The 19,584-nt window shown below is 59.4% G+C and carries 22 protein-coding genes; 14 read left to right on the top strand and 8 right to left on the bottom strand.

Annotated elements, in window-relative coordinates:
- Positions 1-60 precede the first annotated feature (60 nt).
- Positions 61-768, top strand: coding sequence for a hypothetical protein (locus tag P406_RS14965; RefSeq protein ID WP_046236611.1), 708 nt, complete (start codon positions 61-63; stop codon positions 766-768).
- Between the two features lie 95 nt (positions 769-863).
- Here P406_RS14965 and P406_RS14960 read toward each other — a convergent pair whose 3' ends face one another.
- The 4 genes from P406_RS14960 to P406_RS14945 all read right to left on the bottom strand — a co-directional run bounded on the left by P406_RS14960 (position 864) and on the right by P406_RS14945 (position 4,706).
- The gene (locus P406_RS14960) at positions 864-1,367 is read right to left on the bottom strand and encodes a GNAT family N-acetyltransferase (protein WP_162234460.1); all 504 of its coding nucleotides are present in this window, start codon (positions 1,365-1,367) and stop codon (positions 864-866) included.
- Positions 1,368-1,495: 128 nt separating this feature from the next.
- Positions 1,496-3,040 (bottom strand): phosphoenolpyruvate carboxykinase, encoded by a 1,545-nt coding sequence (locus P406_RS14955; protein ID WP_003367573.1) that lies wholly within the window; start codon positions 3,038-3,040, stop codon positions 1,496-1,498.
- 179 nt (positions 3,041-3,219) lie between these two features.
- A complete protein-coding gene (hslO, locus tag P406_RS14950) occupies positions 3,220-4,122 on the bottom strand; it encodes an Hsp33 family molecular chaperone HslO (RefSeq protein ID WP_003318104.1) in 903 nt (300 codons plus the stop codon).
- A gap of 176 nt (positions 4,123-4,298) precedes the next feature.
- Positions 4,299-4,706 (bottom strand): RNA-binding S4 domain-containing protein, encoded by a 408-nt coding sequence (locus P406_RS14945; protein ID WP_046236609.1) that lies wholly within the window; start codon positions 4,704-4,706, stop codon positions 4,299-4,301.
- Positions 4,707-4,877: 171 nt separating this feature from the next.
- Here P406_RS14945 and rimA point away from each other — a divergent pair, with 171 nt between their 5' ends.
- From rimA to gltP, 4 genes are all read left to right on the top strand, one after another.
- Entirely contained in the window at positions 4,878-5,660 is a 783-nt protein-coding gene (gene rimA, locus P406_RS14940) for a S6 modification regulatory phosphodiesterase RimA (RefSeq protein ID WP_046236608.1), read from the top strand.
- Between the two features lie 16 nt (positions 5,661-5,676).
- On the top strand, positions 5,677-6,153 hold the full coding sequence (gene rimB, locus P406_RS14935; RefSeq protein ID WP_004412261.1) for a retropepsin-like aspartic endopeptidase RimB: 477 nt from the start codon (positions 5,677-5,679) through the stop codon (positions 6,151-6,153).
- On the top strand, positions 6,150-7,055 hold the full coding sequence (rimK, locus tag P406_RS14930; RefSeq protein WP_003318100.1) for a 30S ribosomal protein S6--L-glutamate ligase: 906 nt from the start codon (positions 6,150-6,152) through the stop codon (positions 7,053-7,055). The genes rimB and rimK overlap by 4 nt, the downstream gene beginning before the upstream one ends.
- A gap of 454 nt (positions 7,056-7,509) precedes the next feature.
- Complete coding sequence (gene gltP / locus P406_RS14925; RefSeq protein ID WP_003344498.1) at positions 7,510-8,841, top strand: glutamate/aspartate:proton symporter GltP; 1,332 nt, start codon at positions 7,510-7,512, stop codon at positions 8,839-8,841.
- Between the two features lie 41 nt (positions 8,842-8,882).
- On the opposite strand, the gene P406_RS14920 is transcribed toward gltP, so the two are convergent.
- Entirely contained in the window at positions 8,883-9,548 is a 666-nt protein-coding gene (locus P406_RS14920) for a glutathione S-transferase family protein (RefSeq protein ID WP_046236607.1), read from the bottom strand.
- Between the two features lie 188 nt (positions 9,549-9,736).
- Between P406_RS14920 and P406_RS14915 the strand changes: the two genes are divergently transcribed.
- The 3 genes from P406_RS14915 to P406_RS14905 all read left to right on the top strand — a co-directional run bounded on the left by P406_RS14915 (position 9,737) and on the right by P406_RS14905 (position 13,505).
- On the top strand, positions 9,737-10,012 hold the full coding sequence (locus P406_RS14915) for a hypothetical protein (RefSeq protein ID WP_003344493.1): 276 nt from the start codon (positions 9,737-9,739) through the stop codon (positions 10,010-10,012).
- Between the two features lie 215 nt (positions 10,013-10,227).
- Complete coding sequence (locus P406_RS14910; protein ID WP_003344490.1) at positions 10,228-10,476, top strand: TIGR02647 family protein; 249 nt, start codon at positions 10,228-10,230, stop codon at positions 10,474-10,476.
- A gap of 182 nt (positions 10,477-10,658) precedes the next feature.
- A complete protein-coding gene (locus tag P406_RS14905) occupies positions 10,659-13,505 on the top strand; it encodes a class I adenylate cyclase (protein ID WP_046236606.1) in 2,847 nt (948 codons plus the stop codon).
- A gap of 116 nt (positions 13,506-13,621) precedes the next feature.
- Here the strand turns inward: P406_RS14905 and rnk are convergent, their stop codons facing one another.
- From rnk to cyaY, 3 genes are all read right to left on the bottom strand, one after another.
- A complete protein-coding gene (gene rnk / locus P406_RS14900) occupies positions 13,622-14,029 on the bottom strand; it encodes a nucleoside diphosphate kinase regulator (RefSeq protein WP_017278590.1) in 408 nt (135 codons plus the stop codon).
- 134 nt (positions 14,030-14,163) lie between these two features.
- On the bottom strand, positions 14,164-14,400 hold the full coding sequence (locus P406_RS14895) for a DUF1289 domain-containing protein (RefSeq protein WP_032697548.1): 237 nt from the start codon (positions 14,398-14,400) through the stop codon (positions 14,164-14,166).
- 2 nt (positions 14,401-14,402) lie between these two features.
- The gene (gene cyaY, locus P406_RS14890) at positions 14,403-14,735 is read right to left on the bottom strand and encodes an iron donor protein CyaY (RefSeq protein WP_003408323.1); all 333 of its coding nucleotides are present in this window, start codon (positions 14,733-14,735) and stop codon (positions 14,403-14,405) included.
- A gap of 238 nt (positions 14,736-14,973) precedes the next feature.
- Between cyaY and lptM the strand changes: the two genes are divergently transcribed.
- The 6 genes from lptM to P406_RS14860 are packed head-to-tail and all read left to right on the top strand — an operon-like array spanning position 14,974 to position 19,548.
- Complete coding sequence (lptM, locus tag P406_RS14885; RefSeq protein WP_002555817.1) at positions 14,974-15,120, top strand: LPS translocon maturation chaperone LptM; 147 nt, start codon at positions 14,974-14,976, stop codon at positions 15,118-15,120.
- A gap of 9 nt (positions 15,121-15,129) precedes the next feature.
- Positions 15,130-16,377: a diaminopimelate decarboxylase gene (gene lysA, locus P406_RS14880; protein ID WP_003401767.1), complete on the top strand. Its 1,248-nt coding sequence runs from the start codon at positions 15,130-15,132 to the stop codon at positions 16,375-16,377.
- Positions 16,378-16,382: 5 nt separating this feature from the next.
- Positions 16,383-17,213 carry a diaminopimelate epimerase gene (gene dapF, locus P406_RS14875; RefSeq protein WP_046236605.1) on the top strand — a complete coding sequence of 277 codons (831 nt, stop codon included), beginning with the start codon at positions 16,383-16,385 and terminating at the stop codon, positions 17,211-17,213.
- Between the two features lie 13 nt (positions 17,214-17,226).
- Positions 17,227-17,961 carry a DUF484 family protein gene (locus P406_RS14870; protein WP_046236604.1) on the top strand — a complete coding sequence of 245 codons (735 nt, stop codon included), beginning with the start codon at positions 17,227-17,229 and terminating at the stop codon, positions 17,959-17,961.
- Between the two features lie 2 nt (positions 17,962-17,963).
- Positions 17,964-18,863, top strand: coding sequence for a tyrosine recombinase XerC (xerC, locus tag P406_RS14865; RefSeq protein WP_046236603.1), 900 nt, complete (start codon positions 17,964-17,966; stop codon positions 18,861-18,863).
- The gene (locus P406_RS14860) at positions 18,856-19,548 is read left to right on the top strand and encodes an HAD family hydrolase (RefSeq protein WP_003408328.1); all 693 of its coding nucleotides are present in this window, start codon (positions 18,856-18,858) and stop codon (positions 19,546-19,548) included. Before xerC ends, P406_RS14860 begins: the two co-directional genes overlap by 8 nt.
- Positions 19,549-19,584: the final 36 nt, after the last annotated feature.

Raw genomic sequence — 19,584 nt, 5'->3', positions numbered from 1 at the left:
TTGGCCGATACAGGGAGTGAATATAAAGCCATGGATTGGCCCCAGCAGCGAGGACGCAGCATGATTGATACAACATCCGTCGCCCACCTCACCCATAACACTATAGTAACGACTGTCGAGAAAAGTACCTCCGTCACGAATATAAGTTCCCGCCTAAAAGAGCACACTTCTGAGCCAGCCATTGACAGCGCCACCCTCTCGAAATTGTCCAGTCAATTGAGCAATAGTGCCGCACGCGCCCAGGTTCGCGACAGCGGTCTTGACTTCAAAAGCTTGGGCTCTCTAGCAAAAAGCATCAGTGACAAAATTGCAGGCAACAGCTATTACTCCAATAGAAAACTGCACGACGCAGAGATACCGGACACGGACGACCCTGCACTGCTCGAAAGGGCCAGGCAAGCGACTTCGTTCAAGAACGGGGCAGGAGCAAATCCGTTCGCGGGGTTATCTCAAGATCAACTGAGGCTGATCATGTACGACGAAGATAGCGACTTCACAATTAACGAAAGAAGTGCTGCGTACTCCGAAAACTACGCTCAAGAGCAAGTATGGAAAAGGGCCATCTGCCAAAGATATACCGACGAATACAACGAAACCGGCAAAAGCACGCAAACACTGGTGATGCTTCTCGCCCATTACGACCAGCTGCCACCCATAGAAAAGGCCCAATACCCCGCCCATTACGCCGCCAACATCACATCTGGGGACAGCTCGGCGATGGACATTTTCAACACGCTGAAAAGCCAGTCAGGCATTCAGGGGACTTGAGCGCCTGTAACGGAGCACGCGGGTTCGCGCGCCCTCTATGGCTGTCGGCGTTCTGCTGCATTGCGGTTCGCCGACACCGCTGCGGTGTAGCCACGTCATTGTTCTTTCAAGGCCAGCACATAGAACTTGCTGTCCACCGCGATCAACGGAAAGCTCGCAGGCAGGTCCTCCTTGGTGATCTCTCTAAAGCCGTGCTTTTCATAGAAGCGATGCGCAGCGTGAAACTTGTCGGTCGTGCCCAGGAATACTTCGCTGACGCCCTTGCGAGTTGATTCCTCGATCAGGCGCTCGAGCAGTCTGGCTGCAACGGAGAATTCCCGGCCGCGAAACGGGGCGGCGACAAACATCTTGCGCAGTGCTGCCTGCCCTGCGCCGATGTCTCTGAGACCGATGCTGCCGATGACCTGATCGTCTTGTACCGCGACCCAGAAATCCCCTGTGCCGGTCTGGTAAAACTCCGGAATCGCTTTCAGGTCAGGCTGGTCTTCGGCGGTAATGGGAATACCGAACTCTTCACGCTGGATCGGCAGAATCATCGCCGACACACCTGACTCGTCGCTCGGCACGAAACGCCGTATCTGAATCCCGTTTACGCCCACAACACACCTCCTGATCATCGTCGTCAGTGAAAATCAGTATTCCAGACAAGCAAACGCCCCGACAAGTCGAGGCGTTTGCTTGAGCATTTTCGAGGGTCACACGGGCGTGTGACCCTGAAGATGTTTAATTACAACTTCGGACCCGCAGCCTTGATGGCGTCGCTCACGTCGAACTTTTTGAAGTTCTCCACGAACAAGCCAGCCAGTGCTTTTGCCGCTTCGTCGTAGGCAGCCTTGTCAGCCCAGGTGTTGCGTGGGTTGAGCAGGCCGGTATCGACGCCGGGTACCGACTTCGGTACGTCGAGGTTGATGGTGTCGAGGTGTTCGGTTTCGGCACCGATCAGTGCGCCGCTCTGGATCGCTGCGATCACGCCACGGGTGGTCGGGATGTTGAAGCGCTTGCCGACGCCGTAGCCACCGCCGGTCCAGCCGGTGTTGACCAGGTAGACCTTGGATTTGAAGCCGCGGATGCGCTTGATCAGCAGCTCTGCGTATTCGCCAGCCGGACGCGGGAAGAACGGTGCGCCGAAGCAGGTGGAGAAGGTGGACTTGATGCCCGAACCCGAACCCATTTCAGTCGAGCCGACCAGTGCGGTGTAACCCGACAGGAAGTGGTAGGCAGCCTGTTCTTCGCTGAGGATCGACACAGGCGGCAGTACGCCGGTCAGGTCGCAGGTCAGGAAGATAACGGCGTTCGGCTCGCCACCGAGGTTTTTCGGTGCGCGCTTCTCGATCAGTTCGCGCGGGTAGGCGGCGCGGCTGTTCTGGGTCAGGCTGCTGTCGGCGTAGTCGGCTTTTTTGGTGACCGGGTCGAGTACGACGTTTTCCAGTACGGCGCCGTGCTGGATGGCTTTCCAGATGACCGGCTCGTTCTTCTCGGACAGGTCGATGCACTTGGCATAGCAACCGCCTTCGATGTTGAACACCACGCCTTCGCCCCAGCCGTGCTCGTCGTCACCGATCAGGTAACGGCTTTCGTCGGCGGACAGGGTGGTCTTGCCGGTGCCGGACAGACCGAAGAACAGGGTTACATCGCCCTCTTCGCCCATGTTGGCCGCGCAGTGCATCGGCAGCACGTCGGACGCCGGGAGCAGGAAGTTCTGCACCGAGAACATGGCTTTCTTCATTTCGCCGGCATAACGCATGCCTGCGATCAGCACCTTGCGGGCGGCGAAGTTGATGATCACGGTGCCGTCGGAGTTGGTGCCGTCACGCTCAGGGTCGCAGACGAACCATGGTGCGTTCTGGATTTCCCACTCGTCCTTGCCAGCCGGGTTGTACTGTTCGGGGTTGATGAACAGGCAACGGCCGAACAGATTGTGCCACGCAGTCTCGGTGGTCATCTTGACTGGCAGGTAGTGCGCAGGATCGGAGCCTACATGAACATGGGAAACGAAGCGCTCGCGCTCGGCGAGGTACGCGCCGACACGGTTCCACAGGGCGTCGAATTTCTCGGCCGGGAACTTGCGGTTGATCGGGCCCCAGGCGATGGCGTCCTGAGTGCTCGGCTCTTCAACGATGAAACGATCGACCGGCGAACGGCCAGTACGATGGCCTGTCTCCACAACCAGTGCGCCAGTATCGGACAGTACGCCTTCTTTGCGGGCAAGGGCTTCCTTGACCAGTTCGTCGGTGCTCAGATCGGTGTACACAGCGTTGTTGGTTTGCGTCATGAGGTTCCCCGTCGGCCTGTGGCCGAGTGCTCCAAACGGTTTTGTAGTAAAAAAACAACCACTACTACAGCGTAAAAGTGGGCCGGATTATGCCAGAAATGTCCGGAAATGGTAGGACCCTCCTGTCAGAACAGCATTACAGGGGCCCACACCGTTTTCTGAGGCTCTTTACGCGATGATTAATGGCGCGTGTCAGATGGCGAATCGACACCGCCGCCAGCAAACAGCTGCGCGACGTCAGTGGCATCGAACAGATAGCGTTCGTTGCAGAACTGGCAATCGATCTCGATCGTGCCGTTGTGCTCGATAACCAATTGCTGCGCGTCCTCCAGCCCAAGGCTGGCCAGCGCATTGGCCGAACGCTCACGCGAGCAACTGCAGCGAAAGCAGATGGGCTGCTCGTCGAACAGGCGAACCGGGTCTTCGTGATACAGGCGATGCAGAATGGTCTGGTTGTCCAGCCCGAGCATTTCCTCGGCCGTAAGGGTGTTCGCCAAGGTGATGACGTGCTCCCAGCTGGCGTCGCGCTCTTCCGGATCGGTGATCTGTGCGATGGGCAGCTGTTGCAGCAACAAACCACGGGCGCGATGACCGTCGGCCTTGAGCCAGAAACGCGTGCCCAGCTGTTCGGACATCACGAAATAGTTGGAGAGGCTTTCCGACAGGTCGACGCCGTCGAGGGCAACAATGCCCTGATAGCGCTTGCCCTTGTTCGGGTCGATGGTCAATGCCAGCGAGCCATCGGGCATCAGGTCCTGCAGACCTGCGCCTGCTGTGACCAGTGCCTCGTCATAACGGGCGATGCCACGCAGTTCACGCTCGCTGGAGCACTCGACCATCAGCAACGGCACTGCGCCGCTGGAGCGTGCCTGGAGGATCAGCAGGCCGTCGAATTTGAGGGTGCCGACGAGCAGCGCGGCAGCCGCCATCAGTTCGCCAAGCAACTGCGCGACCGGCTCCGGGTAGGGATGCTTGGCGAGCACTTCGGCGTAGCTGCGCTCCAGGGCGACCAGTTCTCCGCGAACGTCGCTTTCGTCGAAGATGAAGCGTTGGGTGAAATCGATGTTCGGGAAATCATGCATAGGTAGGCAAGGTATCTGAAGTAATGACAATGGATGGCACGCGGCTGAGGAAGCACCGTCCGGCACTCGAAAGCGCCGTGGGCCATGCGGATTGACCGCATTTTAGGAGCTATGCGGTGCGCTTCCAAGCTGGATGGCACGTCGGACTGATAGCCGGAGCTGCCCGGTGCCGTGTTTCAGTCGTTGTTCTGGCTGGCGCGGAAGCCGAAAAGATCCCGGCGTTGTTTCTTGGTCGGCTTTCCGTCGGTGGTCACCCCCAGGTTGCCGGCCTTGCGCTGAGCCGCCGCATTCTCGCGCCTGGTGATGCTCTCGGGTGTCTCGTGATACAGCGTCTGTGCCTCCGGCGCGCCACGCCGTACGATGGACAGAGCCTCGACGACTACGGTGCGGTCGTCGAAACCCATGCGGATCTGAAACTCGTCACCGATACGAGGCTCCTTGCCGGGCTTGCAACGTTCGCCGCGACAGTGCACCTTTCCGCTTTCAATAGCCGCTTTGGCCAGCGCACGGGTTTTGAAAAAGCGCGCGGCCCACAGCCATTTATCCAGGCGGACCTTATCGTCTTCTTCCGGCTTTTGCGCCATTTGAATTCCTCATCAATGTGACAGTCTGAACGTTACCGGGCCAGATAAACCAGGCGTCAGCACACGCTCGCCCACTTTTTCTGCTCCACTATGAACATGAAGTAACCGATACGTGCTTGTCAAAAACAGCTATTCACCTTTTCATTGCCCCACACCCCTATGGAGCGCGACGTGACAGATTTTCCAACTTCGTTGACCGCCCCGAGAAAAGGGTGTGCGGGATGCACAGACAGTCCAGAGCTCGATTTTTCGTTCGACTATGCCTATCAGCCGATCGTGAATCTTCACGATCATTCGATCTTCGCCCACGAGGCGCTGGTTCGCGGGCCCAACGGCGAGGGCGCAATGTCGGTCCTGAGTCAGGTGACCGACCAGAACCGCTATCGATTCGATCAGAGCTGCCGCACCACCGCCATCGCCGGCGCTGCGAATCTGGGCATGACCGAGCGGTTATCGATCAACTTTTTGCCAAATGCCGTGTATCGTCCCGAGCTTTGCATTCGCAGCACGCTGGAAGCAGCCAAGCGGCATGATTTCCCCATCGAGCGGTTGATTTTCGAAACCATCGAAAGCGAACATGTCTGCAATAACGGCCATTTGAGCAATATCCTGCGCGAATACCGGGAGTTCGGTTTCATGACCGCCATCGACGATTTCGGTGCCGGTTATTCCGGCCTGACGCTGCTGGCTGATTTTCAACCCGATCTGATAAAACTCGACATGCACCTGATTCGCGATATTCACCGCAATCGCGCACGTCAGGCCATTGTTCGTGGCGTTGTCACAATGTGTACGGACTTGGGGATTAAGCTTATCGCCGAAGGTATCGAACACGTTGAAGAGCGGGATTTTCTGGCTGATTGCGGCATTTCCCTGATGCAGGGCTATCTGTTCGCAAAACCTGCATTCAAAGCGCTGGCCCGGATAAATCCCGAGGCCTGGCAGAAGTCTTGAGAAGTACGGAATCGCATTGAAGACATTCGATCATCTGACAGTCATCGGCCTGCGCGAGTGGGTGGCGCTTCCCGATCTGGGGGTGGCAGGCCTGCGGGCAAAAATCGATACCGGTGCGAGCACGTCGAGCCTGCATGCCACGGAAATCGAACCTTTTGAACGCAATGGTCAGAAATGGGTACGCTTCAACGCGCATCTGGGCACTGTGGTTCAGTTGCGGCATCGTCGCTGCGAAGCGCAACTGGTTGCCATGAAAACCATTAAGAGCTCCAACGGTCAGGCGCAGGTGCGCTATGTCATTCGCACCACGCTGGCCCTGGGCGATCTTATCTGGCCGGTGGAATTCACGCTGGCTTGCCGCAAGTCGATGCGTTATCGACTGCTGCTCGGTTCCAAAGCTCTGATCGACGGCCATCTGGTGGTCAATCCGGGCATAACTTACGTACAAGACAAGCCGGTGTTCCCGGCCTCTACTTCCTCAGGTGTTGCATGAAGATCGCTGTGCTTTCGCGTAATCCGCGTCTGTATTCCACCCGTCGTCTGGTCGAAGCTGGCATCGAGCGTGGCCATGAGATGGTGGTGATCGACACCCTGCGCGCCTATATGAACATCGCCAGCCACAAGCCGCAGATTCACTACCGCGGCAAACCTCTGGAGGGCTTCGATGCGGTGATCCCGCGCATCGGTGCTTCGGTGACTTTCTATGGCTGTGCGGTGTTGCGTCAGTTTGAAATGATGGGCGTGTTTCCGCTCAATGAATCGGTTGCCATTGCCCGTTCGCGGGACAAGCTGCGCTCGTTGCAACTCCTGTCACGCCGGGGGATCGGCTTGCCGGTCACCGGTTTCGCTCACTCGCCCGACGACATTCCCGACCTGATCCAGATGGTCAACGGCGCGCCGCTGGTCATCAAGGTGCTCGAAGGCACTCAGGGGATAGGTGTGGTGCTGTGCGAAACGGCCACGGCGGCCGAATCGGTGATCGAAGCCTTCATGGGCCTCAAGCAGGACATCATGGTTCAGGAATACATCAAGGAAGCGGGCGGCGCCGACATCCGCTGCTTCGTGGTCGGTGACAAGGTCATCGCCTCGATGAAGCGTCAGGCCAAGCCAGGCGAGTTCCGCTCCAACCTGCACCGCGGCGGCAGCGCCAGCCTGATCAAGATCACCCCTGAAGAGCGCATGACTGCGCTGCGTGCAGCCAAGGTCATGGGGCTGAGCGTGGCGGGTGTGGATATCCTGCGCTCCAATCACGGCCCTCTGGTGATGGAGGTCAACTCCTCGCCTGGCCTGGAAGGCATTGAAGTGACCACCAGCAAGGACGTGGCCGGGATGATCATCGAGTACCTCGAGAAAAACAGCGGCCCGCACATGACCCGTACCAAGGGTAAAGGCTGACTGCCCGCCCCTGTTTCGATTGCACAGGCTGGTGTTCTGTCTGCGGACCCCGGCCTGGGCATTCAGCTACCGTACATCAGGTAATCAGGCCTGGTAGTCGAGTCCTTGTCGCAGTATCCCGTCTTTAATCCCGCATCCCTCTGTTCAGCTTAAGGCGACGTAATAGCCAGCTTCGCGCCGAATAGCCATCCTCTCGCGTGACATAAATCAACACATTTCTCCCGTATTTGTATGCCGATCATGCATGAGGTAGTCGTTTACGGCATTAGACGTACGCGCGCGCCATGGGAATAGTTGCGACTTTTTTCGCCTGCTACAGAGCTGGGATGCTCGTCTGCGGTGACCTTCTCGGGACATTTCCAAAGGGAGCTCCTGCCTCGAAACTGCTGTGAAAAAGCACGCTCGGCGCACGGGTTTTGGACTTGCCCAAGCCACTTTGAACAAGGGTAATAATATGAAGAAGGCAAAGCTGAGTCTGGCCTGGCAGATTCTGATCGGACTGGTACTGGGTATCGCTGTGGGGGCGCTGCTCAATCATTTCAGTGCAGAAAAGGCCTGGTGGATCACTAACATCCTGCAGCCCGCAGGCGATATCTTCATTCGTCTGATCAAGATGATCGTTATCCCTATCGTTGTCGCCTCGCTGATCGTCGGCATTGCAGGCGTGGGCGATGCCAAGAAGCTGGGGCGTATCGGTCTCAAGACCATTCTGTATTTCGAAGTCGTGACCACTATCGCGATTCTGGTGGGCCTGGTGCTGGCCAACGTGTTCCATCCGGGCACCGGCATCGACATGAGCACACTGGGCACTGTCGATATTTCCAAGTATCAGCAGACTACGGCTGAAGTTCAGCACGATCATGCGTTTATCGCGACCATTCTCAACCTGATCCCGTCCAACATCTTCGCTGCCATGGCGCGTGGCGAGATGCTGCCGATCATCTTCTTTTCAGTGTTGTTCGGTCTGGGGCTTTCCAGCCTGCAGGCCGAGGTACGTGAGCCGCTGGTGAAACTGTTTCAGGGCGTCTCGGAGACCATGTTCAAGGTCACTCACATGATCATGAACTACGCGCCGATCGGCGTTTTTGCGCTGATTGCCGTGACTGTCGCCAATTTCGGCTTCGCCTCCCTGCTGCCGCTCGCCAAGCTGGTGATTCTGGTGTACGTGGCCATCGCCTTCTTCGCCTTTGTGGTGCTGGGGCTGATCGCTCGTGCATTCGGCTTTTCGGTCATCAGGCTGATGCGCATCTTCAAGGACGAGCTGATTCTGTCCTACTCCACAGCCAGCTCCGAAACCGTGCTGCCGCGCGTGATCCAGAAGATGGAAGCCTATGGCGCGCCGAAGGCGATCTGCAGCTTCGTGGTGCCTACGGGCTACTCGTTCAACCTCGACGGCTCGACGCTCTATCAGAGCATCGCAGCGATCTTCATCGCTCAGCTGTACGGCATCGACCTGTCGATTGGCGCGCAATTGATGCTGGTACTGACCCTGATGGTCACCTCCAAAGGCATCGCGGGCGTACCGGGGGTTTCCTTCGTCGTGCTGCTGGCGACCCTGGGCAGCGCCGGTATTCCTCTGGAAGGCCTGGCATTCATCGCCGGTGTCGACCGCATCATGGACATGGCGCGTACCGCCTTGAACGTGATCGGTAATGCGCTGGCAGTGCTGGTCATCTCGCGCTGGGAAGGCATGTACGACGATGCCAAGGGCGAGCGCTACTGGGAATCCCTGCCGCACTGGCGCAGCAAAGAGCCTGTGCCACTGCGCCAGCCTACCGCAGAGTAACGCCCAGCGTTCCTCACGCGTAGGTGTGAGGAACGAGCTGCCTAGCGGTCTGCCCGCTGCACGCGAGCCATGAACGCCGGCCAGTCGGCCTCTCTGTCAGCGGCCACTTGCTGAACGTTCGGGCTCAAGGCCAACTGCTCCTGCAGGGCTCGCGCCGCGGGCATGTCCTCCAGCAGGTCCAGCCCGAACAGTTGCTCGCCGACCTGTTGCGCCAGATCGATGCTGTACAGAAAGTAGATATCGGCAACGGTAAAGTGCCCGCCAGCGACGTAGGGTGCAAACAGGCCGCGCTGGGCCAGGGCGGCGAACCCTTTTATCAGATCGCGACGCGCCTTGGCCTTGAGGTCGGGCGGCGTCGGTCTGCCACCAAAGATCACTTCCGCGTAACACATGCGCGCCGGCAGCTCGATGTACAGCTCGATCTCCTTGGCGATGGTCCATACCTGAGCGCGTGCGAAAGCGCTGGCGGGCAGCAGTGGCCGGTCCGGTGAGGTGTCCTCTATATAGCGCAGAATCACGTCGGTCTCACTGATGAAGCCTTCCGCCGTTCCGAGTACCGGCACCTTCCCGCGGGCGCTGACGGCCAGCACCTCAGGGCTCTGACAGCCAAACAGCGGCACCACCTGAAAGGGCAGTTGTTTCTCCAGCAGCGCCAGTTTGACCATGTTGAAGTAGTTGCTTGCGGCGAATCCATAAAGCGTCAGCATCGTCGGCCTCCTCAGCCTCCATCCTGGTAATTGACGGGCTGCACGCTACCGGGCTGACTCTATCTTTCAGTGACTTGGGTCATTCCCCGGCAGTTTTGGGAAGCGTCCTACACAGGATCATTCGGGCGCGCAGGACTGCCCGATTGCAGGATTCCGGGTAGACTGCCCGCCTTACCTGAGGAGTGACCATGACCGACGACATCGATAATGACGAAGAAGACTTTGCTGCCTCGACCCTGATCGAAGCCATCGAGAACCAGATCGAAGCCGGTAATCCGCCCGCAGCCAGAGCGGTCTTCAACATGCTGACTCTGGTGAACTATGAGCGTGAAGATATTCTTGAAATGATGGCTCATGTGCTGGCTATCGAGATCGATGCCCTGCTGGAGCAGGACCGTCCGTTCGACACACAATGGTATGAAGCTGCGCTGCGTGCCCTGCCTGACCTGCCGCCGGAAAAGTAATCCTGCGGTCAGAGCGTGACAGCAAGATATATGCTGCAAACACTTCAGACGCTGACTACACTGCAAATGCCCCGCTGCCGCTTGATCCTCCGGGGCCACACGCCAAACCGGCTTTAACGGTCATCCAGAACCGACGAGCGCAGATCGGACACGTCGATTCCAGAGCACACCCGCCAGCCGGTGAGGTCGTACTACTATAAAAGTCTGGAGTACCTATGTCGTATACCCCTGAGTTGGTTGCCGAACTGGAAATCCTTGCACTGTTCAATCTGGGAAACACCCAGGAAGGCCTCAAAGTCCACCATGTAGCGGCGCCCACGGCCGTCGCAGCAGCACAAAGACTCTTCGATAAAGGACTGACGACCCAGGTCGATGGCGGTTACCTGACCAGCCTCGGGCTCGAGGCCGCCCAGCATGCCCAATCATTGCTGACCATCCTCAACGTCTCCAGGCAAGCCGCCTGAATGTAGCAGGGCCTGCGCACAAAAAAGCGTGGCAGGCCCTTCACTTATCCGAGCGCCAGTCGATACAGGACGTTGGCGCCAGAATAACCATCCGACCGAATCCGCTTCCCTCGGCTGCAAACCTTCTCCGCCATCTTGCTCAGTAATTACACGCCTGCACAGGCCAGATGCCTTGAGTTGCGATGACGCGTAATCCTGAAATTCGCCCCGACCTGGATGAGGGCATCGACCGCAAGGTTCTCAGCCAGCTGCGTAACCGTTTCCTGTCGCTCAATGACGGGCGGTACGCGCGTGCGCTGGAAGGCATGTCGACCCGCCAGCAGAGCGTTCTGACCCTGCTGCCGCTGTTCTTTCACGTCAACCATCCGCTGTTGCCCGGTTATGTTTCCGGCAGCACGCCTGCTGGCGTTTCGCATTACGAACCGGACTCGCTGGCCCTGGCCGAGGCGCAGCGGCTGACGCGCTCCTTTTCCTACAAGGCCCGCCACGGCAACCCGCCCCAGCCGATTCATGGCCTGTTTCTGATGGGCAGCCTCGGCACGCTGGCTCAGGCTGAACAAAGCGATATGGATGTCTGGGTCTGCCACGACAGCGAGCTGGAACCGGAGGCTATCGCCGAACTGCGCAAGAAGTGCCAGGCACTTGAAGCCTGGGCTGCGACGATGGGCGCAGAGGCGCATTTCTTTCTGATCGACCCGCAGCGTTTCAGGAGCGGCGAGCGCGATTCGCAGCTCAGCTCGGACGATTGCGGGACTACCCAGCATTACCTGTTGCTCGACGAGTTTTATCGCACCGCGATCTGGCTCGCCGGGCGCACCCCGATGTGGTGGCTGGTGCCGGTCTATGAAGAGCAGAATTACGAGGATTACACCCACACCCTGCTCAGCAAACGCTTCATTCGCGCCAGCGAGGTGCTCGACCTCGGCCCGATGTCGCACATCCCCCCGGCCGAGTTCATCGGTGCCGGGTTGTGGCAGTTGTTCAAAGGCATCGAGTCGCCCTACAAGTCTGTGCTCAAGCTGCTGTTGATCGAGGTCTATTCCAGCGAGCATCCCCGCGTGCAGTGCCTGAGCCTGCGTTTCAAGCAAGCGGTGTTCGCCAATCAGCTGGACCCGGATGAGCTTGATCCCTACGTGGTCGTGTACCGGCGTATCGAGGAGCATCTGCAGGCACGCAACGAGCCGGAGCGCCTGGAGCTGGTGCGGCGCAGCCTGTACCTGAAGGTCAACAAGAAGCTCACCGGGTCGACCCGCCTGCGCAACGTCGGCTGGCATCGCCAGCTGCTGGAGCGTCTGACCACGGAGTGGGGTTGGGACGAACGACAACTGGTGCTGCTCGACAGCCGCAGCCAGTGGAAAGTCCGCCAGGTGGCCGGCGAGCGTCGTGCACTGGTCAACGAGCTGAATTACAGCTATCGCTTTCAGAGCCGCTTCGCCAAAACGCAAAGTGCTGCCGATGCCCTCAATGCCCGCGACCTGACCATTCTGGGTCGGCGTCTGTATGCGGCTTTTGAACGCAAGGCGGGCAAAGTCGAGTTCATCAACCCGGGGATCGCTCCCGACCTTGCCGAAGATACGCTGACGCTGGTGCATTCCCCCGACAAGCGCGAGCCCGGCAAGTATCAGTGGGCCTTGTATAACGGCAATCTGGGCATTCACGAGTGGCCGAATTTCTTACCGCTCAAACGCAGCCGTGAATTGCTTGAGCTGTTGACCTGGTGCCACCGCAATACCGTGATCGACAGCACTACCCGCGTTGCATTGCACCCGGGCGCCAGTGACCTGAGCGAGTTCGAGCTGTTCAACCTGATGGGCGCCTTGCAGCAGAGCATTCAACTGCCACTGCCCGAAGTCAGCGATGAGGCATTGCTGATGCCCAGTACGCCCAGTGAGATCCTGCTGTTGATCAATGTCGGCGTCGATCCGCTCAGGCATCACCGCGACCTCAATATTCTGATGACCACCGAGCGCACCGACTCGCTCAGTTATGCGGGTGTCCGGGAAAATCTGGTGCTGACGCTGGACCAGATCACCCTCAATACCTGGAACGAAACACTGGTCAGCCGCTACGACGGCCCGCACGCCCTGCTCGACTGCATGAGCGAACTGCTCGGCAGCCTGCCGCAGAGCGGTAAACAGCCGCAGATTCACGTGCGTTGCTTCTGCCATAACCGTGCGCCCGCCATTGCTCAGCGTGTTGAAGAACTGATCGGCACGGCACGTTTGTTACTTGAAAGGCGGCTCAATCACCGTTACCTGATTCAGGTGCAGCAGCAGTATCACGTGTTGGAGATGAAGCCGGGGCAGATCGGTCATGTGGTGATCAACAGCCTGCCCGGCCTGTTCAAGTATCTGGGTGAACAGCTGTCGTCGTACAGCCCGCTACACCTGGACCCGCAGGCACTCGATGACCACGATCTGGCCCTGATCCTGCCGCTTGGTCAGCCGGAATGCATTCAGGTGTTCTACCGGGTCAACGAGCCGGATGCTGACCTGTACGTGCTCGACGAGCACAATTCGCTCTGGCACCAGCGTCTGCCTTATCACGATGAGCAAAGCCTGCTGGTGCCGCTGCAGCGCTTTCTTCACGCGCTGGTTTATCGCCGGGGCGCTTCATTGCCGCTGGATGATCCGTCCGCGCCGGTTACGCTGGAAGCCCTCTACTATCAGATGCTGCCCTCCGGCGCAGGGCCTGCCCGACGTGTCGAACATCGACCAGCGCCGACTGCCGCGGACAAGGCGTTTTACGATGTGCAGGCAATCATTGAAGAAACCTCGCCAGGGCAACTGAACGCCACCCTGTACTGCGACAACAGCGAGTTTTCCGAGCTGGAATACGGCGATCGACTGTACGCCGCCGTCGCGCAACAAATCCTCGGCAAACGCCTGGAGCTTCAGCGCTACCGCTGTTACATCACCGACCTGGACCTCTCCGGGCTGCTGGACGGCAAGCACGGGCAAAGCATCCTCTTCCTGCGCCACAAGGCCGAACTGGAGAAGCTGCTGAACGAGGCGATGGATCAGGCCTGACGTTCAGCATTGGCACGATAGGTGTTCTGAGGGACGCCTGTCGTTCCTCACGCTCCGTGGGAATGCAGTTCCGGACGCTCTGCGTCCGCTCTTGAATGCGGAGCTAGCGTCTTCTATTACTCGTACTCGCCCGCCGCTTCCGGCTGATATTCCACCGCCAGCAAAGTCAGTTTCAGGGTCTTGCCGCCCGGTGCAGGCCAGTCGATGTGTTGGCCGATTTGCAGACCCAGCAGCGCCGAGCCCATTGGCGCCAGGACCGAGACGGTGCCGTCCGCGCCCGCATCCTGTGGATAAACCAGTTTGAGGTGGTAGTCCTTGCCACTGACTTCTTCGCGGCAATGCACACGCGAATTCATGGTCACAACGCCCGCAGGCACTTCGTCGTGGCCAACCACCTGGTCGGCGCGGTCCAGTTCGGCCTGCAACGCCTGGATACCCGGCGTGTCTTCGTCCTGGCTGGCGATGAAGTTCTCAAGACGCTGTACGTCGAGTCGGGTAAGGATGATCGAAGGTGCTGTGGTCATGGTCTGGGCAGACTCCTTTATTCTCCATGAATAAAACAAAACCCCACCAATTGGCGGGGTTTGACGAGCCTCTTGTCTGCAGAGGCAAGGCCTGACACTAACACAGCGCAGTAAATACACAACCCGACGCGGTTTCAGCCTGCGGCCTGGTCAACCTCGGCGCGGGCTCGACGCTGATCGGCCTCGTGGCGAATCTGGCGGCGGCGGTCGTCATCGGCCGAGCGCCATTCGCGGATGTCTTCGACATGACGGAAGCACCCCAGGCAAACCTTCTGCTCATCGAGCCGACACAGGCTGATACACGGCGAGGATACTGCCGGGCTGACATTACTGAAAAGCGGCTTGGGCGGTCGAACGGGGGACTGGCTCACGATCAGATCTCGGAGAAGTCCAGTTCGACACCGGCCTGCTCGACGGTAAAGCGCTCCAGCATCTCGCTCAGCAGTTCATCACTGGAATCGCAGGCCCAGCACTGATTCTCTTCGTCGTAGTCGAAGTGAAAACCACCCGATCTGGCGGCCAGCCAGAGCTGACGCAGGGGCTCCTGACGGCTGAAGATAAGCTGCGTGCCACCTTCAAACTTGACGGTCAGTACACCGGCCGAGTTTTCCAGGTCCACATCCAGGCCACTCTCGTCGAATACGTCTTCGATATTCTGCTGCGTCGCATCGACGAGGTCGTGAAAACGGGCTTCGGTCAAACTCATTGCGTGAACCTCGGTAAGTGTCTGCAAATAGCGCAGAGGGGCAAGATACGGACGCAGCCAGGCAAATGCAAAGCTTACTCATCATTGGCGATGCATGAGCACTTTAATCCCGATCAACCATAGCTCTGCTGCGGCTTTCGCGCCAAAGGCCCGCCAGACGGGACGCTGCTCGCATAGGCAAGGTGCCGGGTGGTCGGTATACTCGGGCGCAATTAATGCTTTTACAAAGGATTTCGCCATGAAGCGCCTGATCTCTTCGCTTGCTGCGCTTGTCGCGGTCGCTTGTCTTGTTACAGCCTGTGGCCAGAAAGGCCCGCTGTATCTACCGGATGACACCAAAACCCCGGACGAACAAGCCAAATCGCAATCGCACAAGCACCTTTAAGGGACTCCAATGGACGCCTTCAACTACCGCGACGGTGAGCTGTTCGCGGAAGGGGTAGCATTGTCTGCCATTGCCGAGCGCTTCGGCACGCCGACCTATGTCTACTCGCGCGCTCATATCGAAGCGCAATACCGTGCCTACGCCGACGCGCTGAGCGGCATGCCGCACATGGTCTGCTTCGCCGTGAAAGCCAACTCCAACCTGGGCGTGCTCAATGTCCTGGCGCGCCTTGGCGCCGGTTTCGACATCGTCTCGCGTGGCGAACTGGAGCGTGTGCTGGCGGCGGGTGGTAAAGCCGAAAAGATCGTGTTTTCCGGTGTCGGCAAGACCCGCGAAGACATGCGTCGCGCCCTTGAAGTCGGCGTGCACTGCTTTAACGTCGAATCCACCGACGAGCTGGAGCGCCTGCAGGAAGTGGCTGCCGAACTCAACGTTCGTGCGCCGATATCGCTGCGGGTCAATCCGGACGTGGATGCAGGCACTCACCCCTACATCTCCACGGGCCTCAAGGAAAACAAGTTCGGCATCGCCATTGCAGCAGCGGAAGACGTGTACATTCGCGCCTCGCAACTGCCGAACCTGGAAGTGATCGGGGTCGACTGCCATATCGGCTCGCAACTGACCACGCTCGAACCGTTCATCGATGCGCTGGATCGCCTGCTGGCCCTGGTCGATCGTCTGGGCGATTGCGGCATTCATCTGCATCACATTGATCTGGGTGGCGGCCTTGGCGTGCGTTATCGCGACGAAGAGCCTCCGCTGGCGGCTGACTACATCAAGGCTGTGCGCGAGCGCCTGGCCGGTCGCGACCTGGGGCTGCTGTTCGAGCCGGGACGCTTCATCGTTGCCAACGCTGGCGCGCTGCTGACCCGTGTCGAATACCTCAAGCACACCGAGCACAAGGATTTTGCCATCGTCGATGCGGCGATGAACGATCTGATCCGGCCTGCCCTGTATCAGGCCTGGATGGATGTCACGGCGGTGCGTCCGCGTGACAGCGAACCTCGTGCGTACGATATCGTCGGGCCGATCTGCGAGACCGGCGATTTCCTCGCCAAGGGTCGCGAGCTGGCACTGGCCGAGGGCGATCTGCTGGCCGTTCATTCAGCCGGCGCCTATGGCTTCGTCATGAGCTCGAACTACAACACCCGTGGCCGTGCCGCTGAGGTACTGGTCGACGGTTCCCAGGCTTTTGAAGTGCGTCGTCGCGAAACCGTGGCCGAGCTGTTCGCTGGCGAAAGCCTGCTGCCGGAGTAATCCCCATGCTGCTGCGTTTTACCAAGATGCACGGGCTGGGTAACGACTTCATGGTCCTGGACCTTGTGAGTCAGCACGCGCATATCTTGCCCAAGCACGCCAAACAATGGGGCGACCGCCACACCGGTATCGGTTTCGATCAGCTTTTGCTGGTCGAGGCGCCGAACAACCCGGATGTGGACTTTCGCTATCGAATCTTCAATTCCGACGGCTCCGAAGTCGAGCAGTGCGGCAACGGCGCACGCTGCTTTGCCCGTTTCGTACTCGACAAGCGCCTGACGGCCAAGAAGCAGATCCGCGTCGAGACCAAGAGCGGCATCATCGAACTGGATATCCGCAGCGACGGGCAGATCAGCGTCGATATGGGACCGCCAAGGTTTGTCCCCGAAGAGATACCCTTCAAAGCAGCGCAACAGGCCACCAGTTATACCGTTGACGTCGACGGGCAGAATATCGACATGGCGGCTGTGTCCATGGGCAATCCGCACGCCGTGCTGCGGGTCGATGACATCAATAATGCACCGGTGCATGAACTGGGGCCGAAGATCGAGCATCACCCGCGCTTTCCGGCCCGGGTCAACGTCGGCTTTCTTCACGTTGTGGACCGTCAGCGTGCGCAGTTGCGTGTCTGGGAACGCGGTGCCGGGGAAACCCAGGCGTGCGGTACCGGTGCCTGTGCGGCGGCTGTCGCGGCCATCAGTCAGGGCTGGATGGACTCGCCGTTGCTGATCGACCTGCCCGGAGGGCGCCTGTCCATCGAATGGGCTGGGCCGGGACATTCTGTCATGATGACCGGCCCTGCAGTCAGGGTCTATGAAGGCCAAGTCCGTCTTTGAGTGAGTAAGTACCATGACCGATCAACCTCCCGCTTCAACAGGCACACCCTGCGAATCGCCTGTCGATAGCGCAGCGCCAGACCTTGAAGCAGAGGCGGTCATCGCCTTCCTGCTCGAGCACCCGGACTTCTTCGCCGAGCACGACGAACTGCTGGTGTCGATGCGCATCCCGCACCATCGTGGCGACACCGTTTCGCTGGTCGAGCGTCAGCTCAAGCTGCTGCGCGAGCGCAATATCGAAATGCGCCATCGCCTGTCGCAATTGATGGACGTCGCACGGGACAACGACCGCCTGTTCGAAAAGACCCGCCGCCTGAACCTTGCGCTGATGGATGCGACCAGCCTGGAAGAGCTGGTCATCGCCGTCGAAGACAGCCTGCGTCAGGACTTTCAGGTGCCCTTTGTCAGCCTGATCCTGTTCAGCGACAGCCCGATGCCCGTGGGTCGCTGGGTCAGCGGCGCCGAAGCACAGAAAGCCATCGGCGGCCTGATTGGCGAGAAGATCATCTGCGGCGCTCTGCGTGAGCATGAACTGGCGTTTCTGTTCGGTGCAGAACAGGGCAAGGAAGTCGGTTCGACCGCCATCGCCAGCCTCAATCATCTGGGTCTGCATGGCGTGCTGGCCATCGGCAGTCGCGATCCGCAGCATTACAAAAGCTCGGTCGGCACCCTGTTCCTCAGTTATATCGCCGATGTGCTGAGCCGCCTGCTGCCGCGCTTCGCCCACTCATTACGCTCGGTTCGCTAGCCATGGATCAGCATCTGGACGCCTACTGCATGCACCTGCGCAGTGAGCGCCAGGTGTCGCCTCACACGCTCGAAGCCTACCGACGCGACCTGGGCAAGGTTCTGGCGTATTGCCAAAAGGCACAGTTGTCGAGCTGGAGTGATCTGGATATCCAGCACCTGCGCAGCTTCACTGCCCGCCAGCACCAGCAGGGCCAGTCTTCACGCAGCCTGGCGCGGATGCTGTCGGCGGTGCGCGGCTTCTACAAGTACCTCAATCGCGAAGGCATTTGCCAGCACGACCCGGCAAACGGCCTGTCACCGCCGAAGGGCGAGCGGCGTCTGCCCAAGACCCTGGACACCGACCGCACCGCGCAATTGCTGGACGGCGGCGTTGAAGATGATTTCCTGGCGCACCGCGACCAAGCCATTCTGGAACTGCTGTACTCGTCAGGGTTGCGCCTGTCCGAGCTGACCGGCCTGAACCTGGACCAGCTGGACCTGCGCGACGGACTGGTGCAGGTGCTGGGTAAAGGCAGCAAGACCCGCGTACTGCCGGTGGGTAGCAAGGCGCGTCAGGCACTGGAAATCTGGCTGCCGCTGCGCGCGCTGACCAATCCGCAGGACGACGCGGTATTTGTCAGTCAGCAAGGCAAGCGCCTCGGTCCGCGTGCGATTCAGGTGCGACTCAAGACAGCCGGTGAGCGAGAGCTGGGGCAGAATCTGCACCCGCACATGTTGCGGCACTCGTTCGCCAGTCATCTGCTCGAATCGTCGCAGGACTTGCGCGCCGTGCAGGAGCTGCTGGGTCATGCGGATATCAAGACCACGCAGATATACACACACCTGGACTTCCAGCATTTGGCTACTGTTTATGACAGCGCCCATCCTCGAGCCAAACGTAAAGGAGCTGCAGATGATTAAGCTGGTGACGTTTGATCTTGACGACACGCTCTGGGACACCGCCCCTGCCATTGCCGGTGCCGAAGTCACACTGCGTGACTGGCTGGGCGAAAACGCGCCCAGGCTGGGGGCGGTTCCTGTCGAGCACCTGTGGGAAATCCGCTCGCGTCTGGTGGCCGAAGACCCGTCCTTCAAGCACCGCATCAGCGCCTTGCGACGCCGCGTGCTGTTCCATGCGCTCGAAGATGCCGGCTACGACCCGGACGAGGCGCAAGACCTGGCCGACCGGGGCTTTGAAGTGTTTCTGCAGGGCCGTCATCAGGTGCAGATTTTCCCTGAGGTGCAACCGATGCTGGAAATTCTCGCCAAGACCTTCACGCTGGGCGTGATTACCAATGGCAATGCCGATGTGCGTCGTCTGGGGCTGGCGGACTACTTTGCCTTCGCGCTGTGCGCCGAGGACCTGGGCATCGGCAAGCCTGACCCGGCACCGTTCGTGGAGGCGCTGCGTCGCGCAGGGGTCGATGCCGGCTCGGCGGTGCATGTCGGCGACCACCCCAAGGACGACATTGCAGGTGCCCAGCAGGCTGGCATGCGCGCCATCTGGTACAACCCGCAAGGCAAGGCCTGGGATGCGGACCGACTGCCGGATGCCGAGATCCACAACCTGTCGCAACTGCCCGAGGTGCTGGCGCGTTGGGCCTGAAAGCGCACTGACAGGCGCGCATAGAAAAGCCCGCAG

The organism is Pseudomonas syringae pv. coryli str. NCPPB 4273, assembly GCF_000972175.1.
GTDB classification, from domain to species: domain Bacteria; phylum Pseudomonadota; class Gammaproteobacteria; order Pseudomonadales; family Pseudomonadaceae; genus Aquipseudomonas; species Aquipseudomonas syringae.
This window is presented reverse-complemented; position numbering and strand designations above follow the sequence as displayed.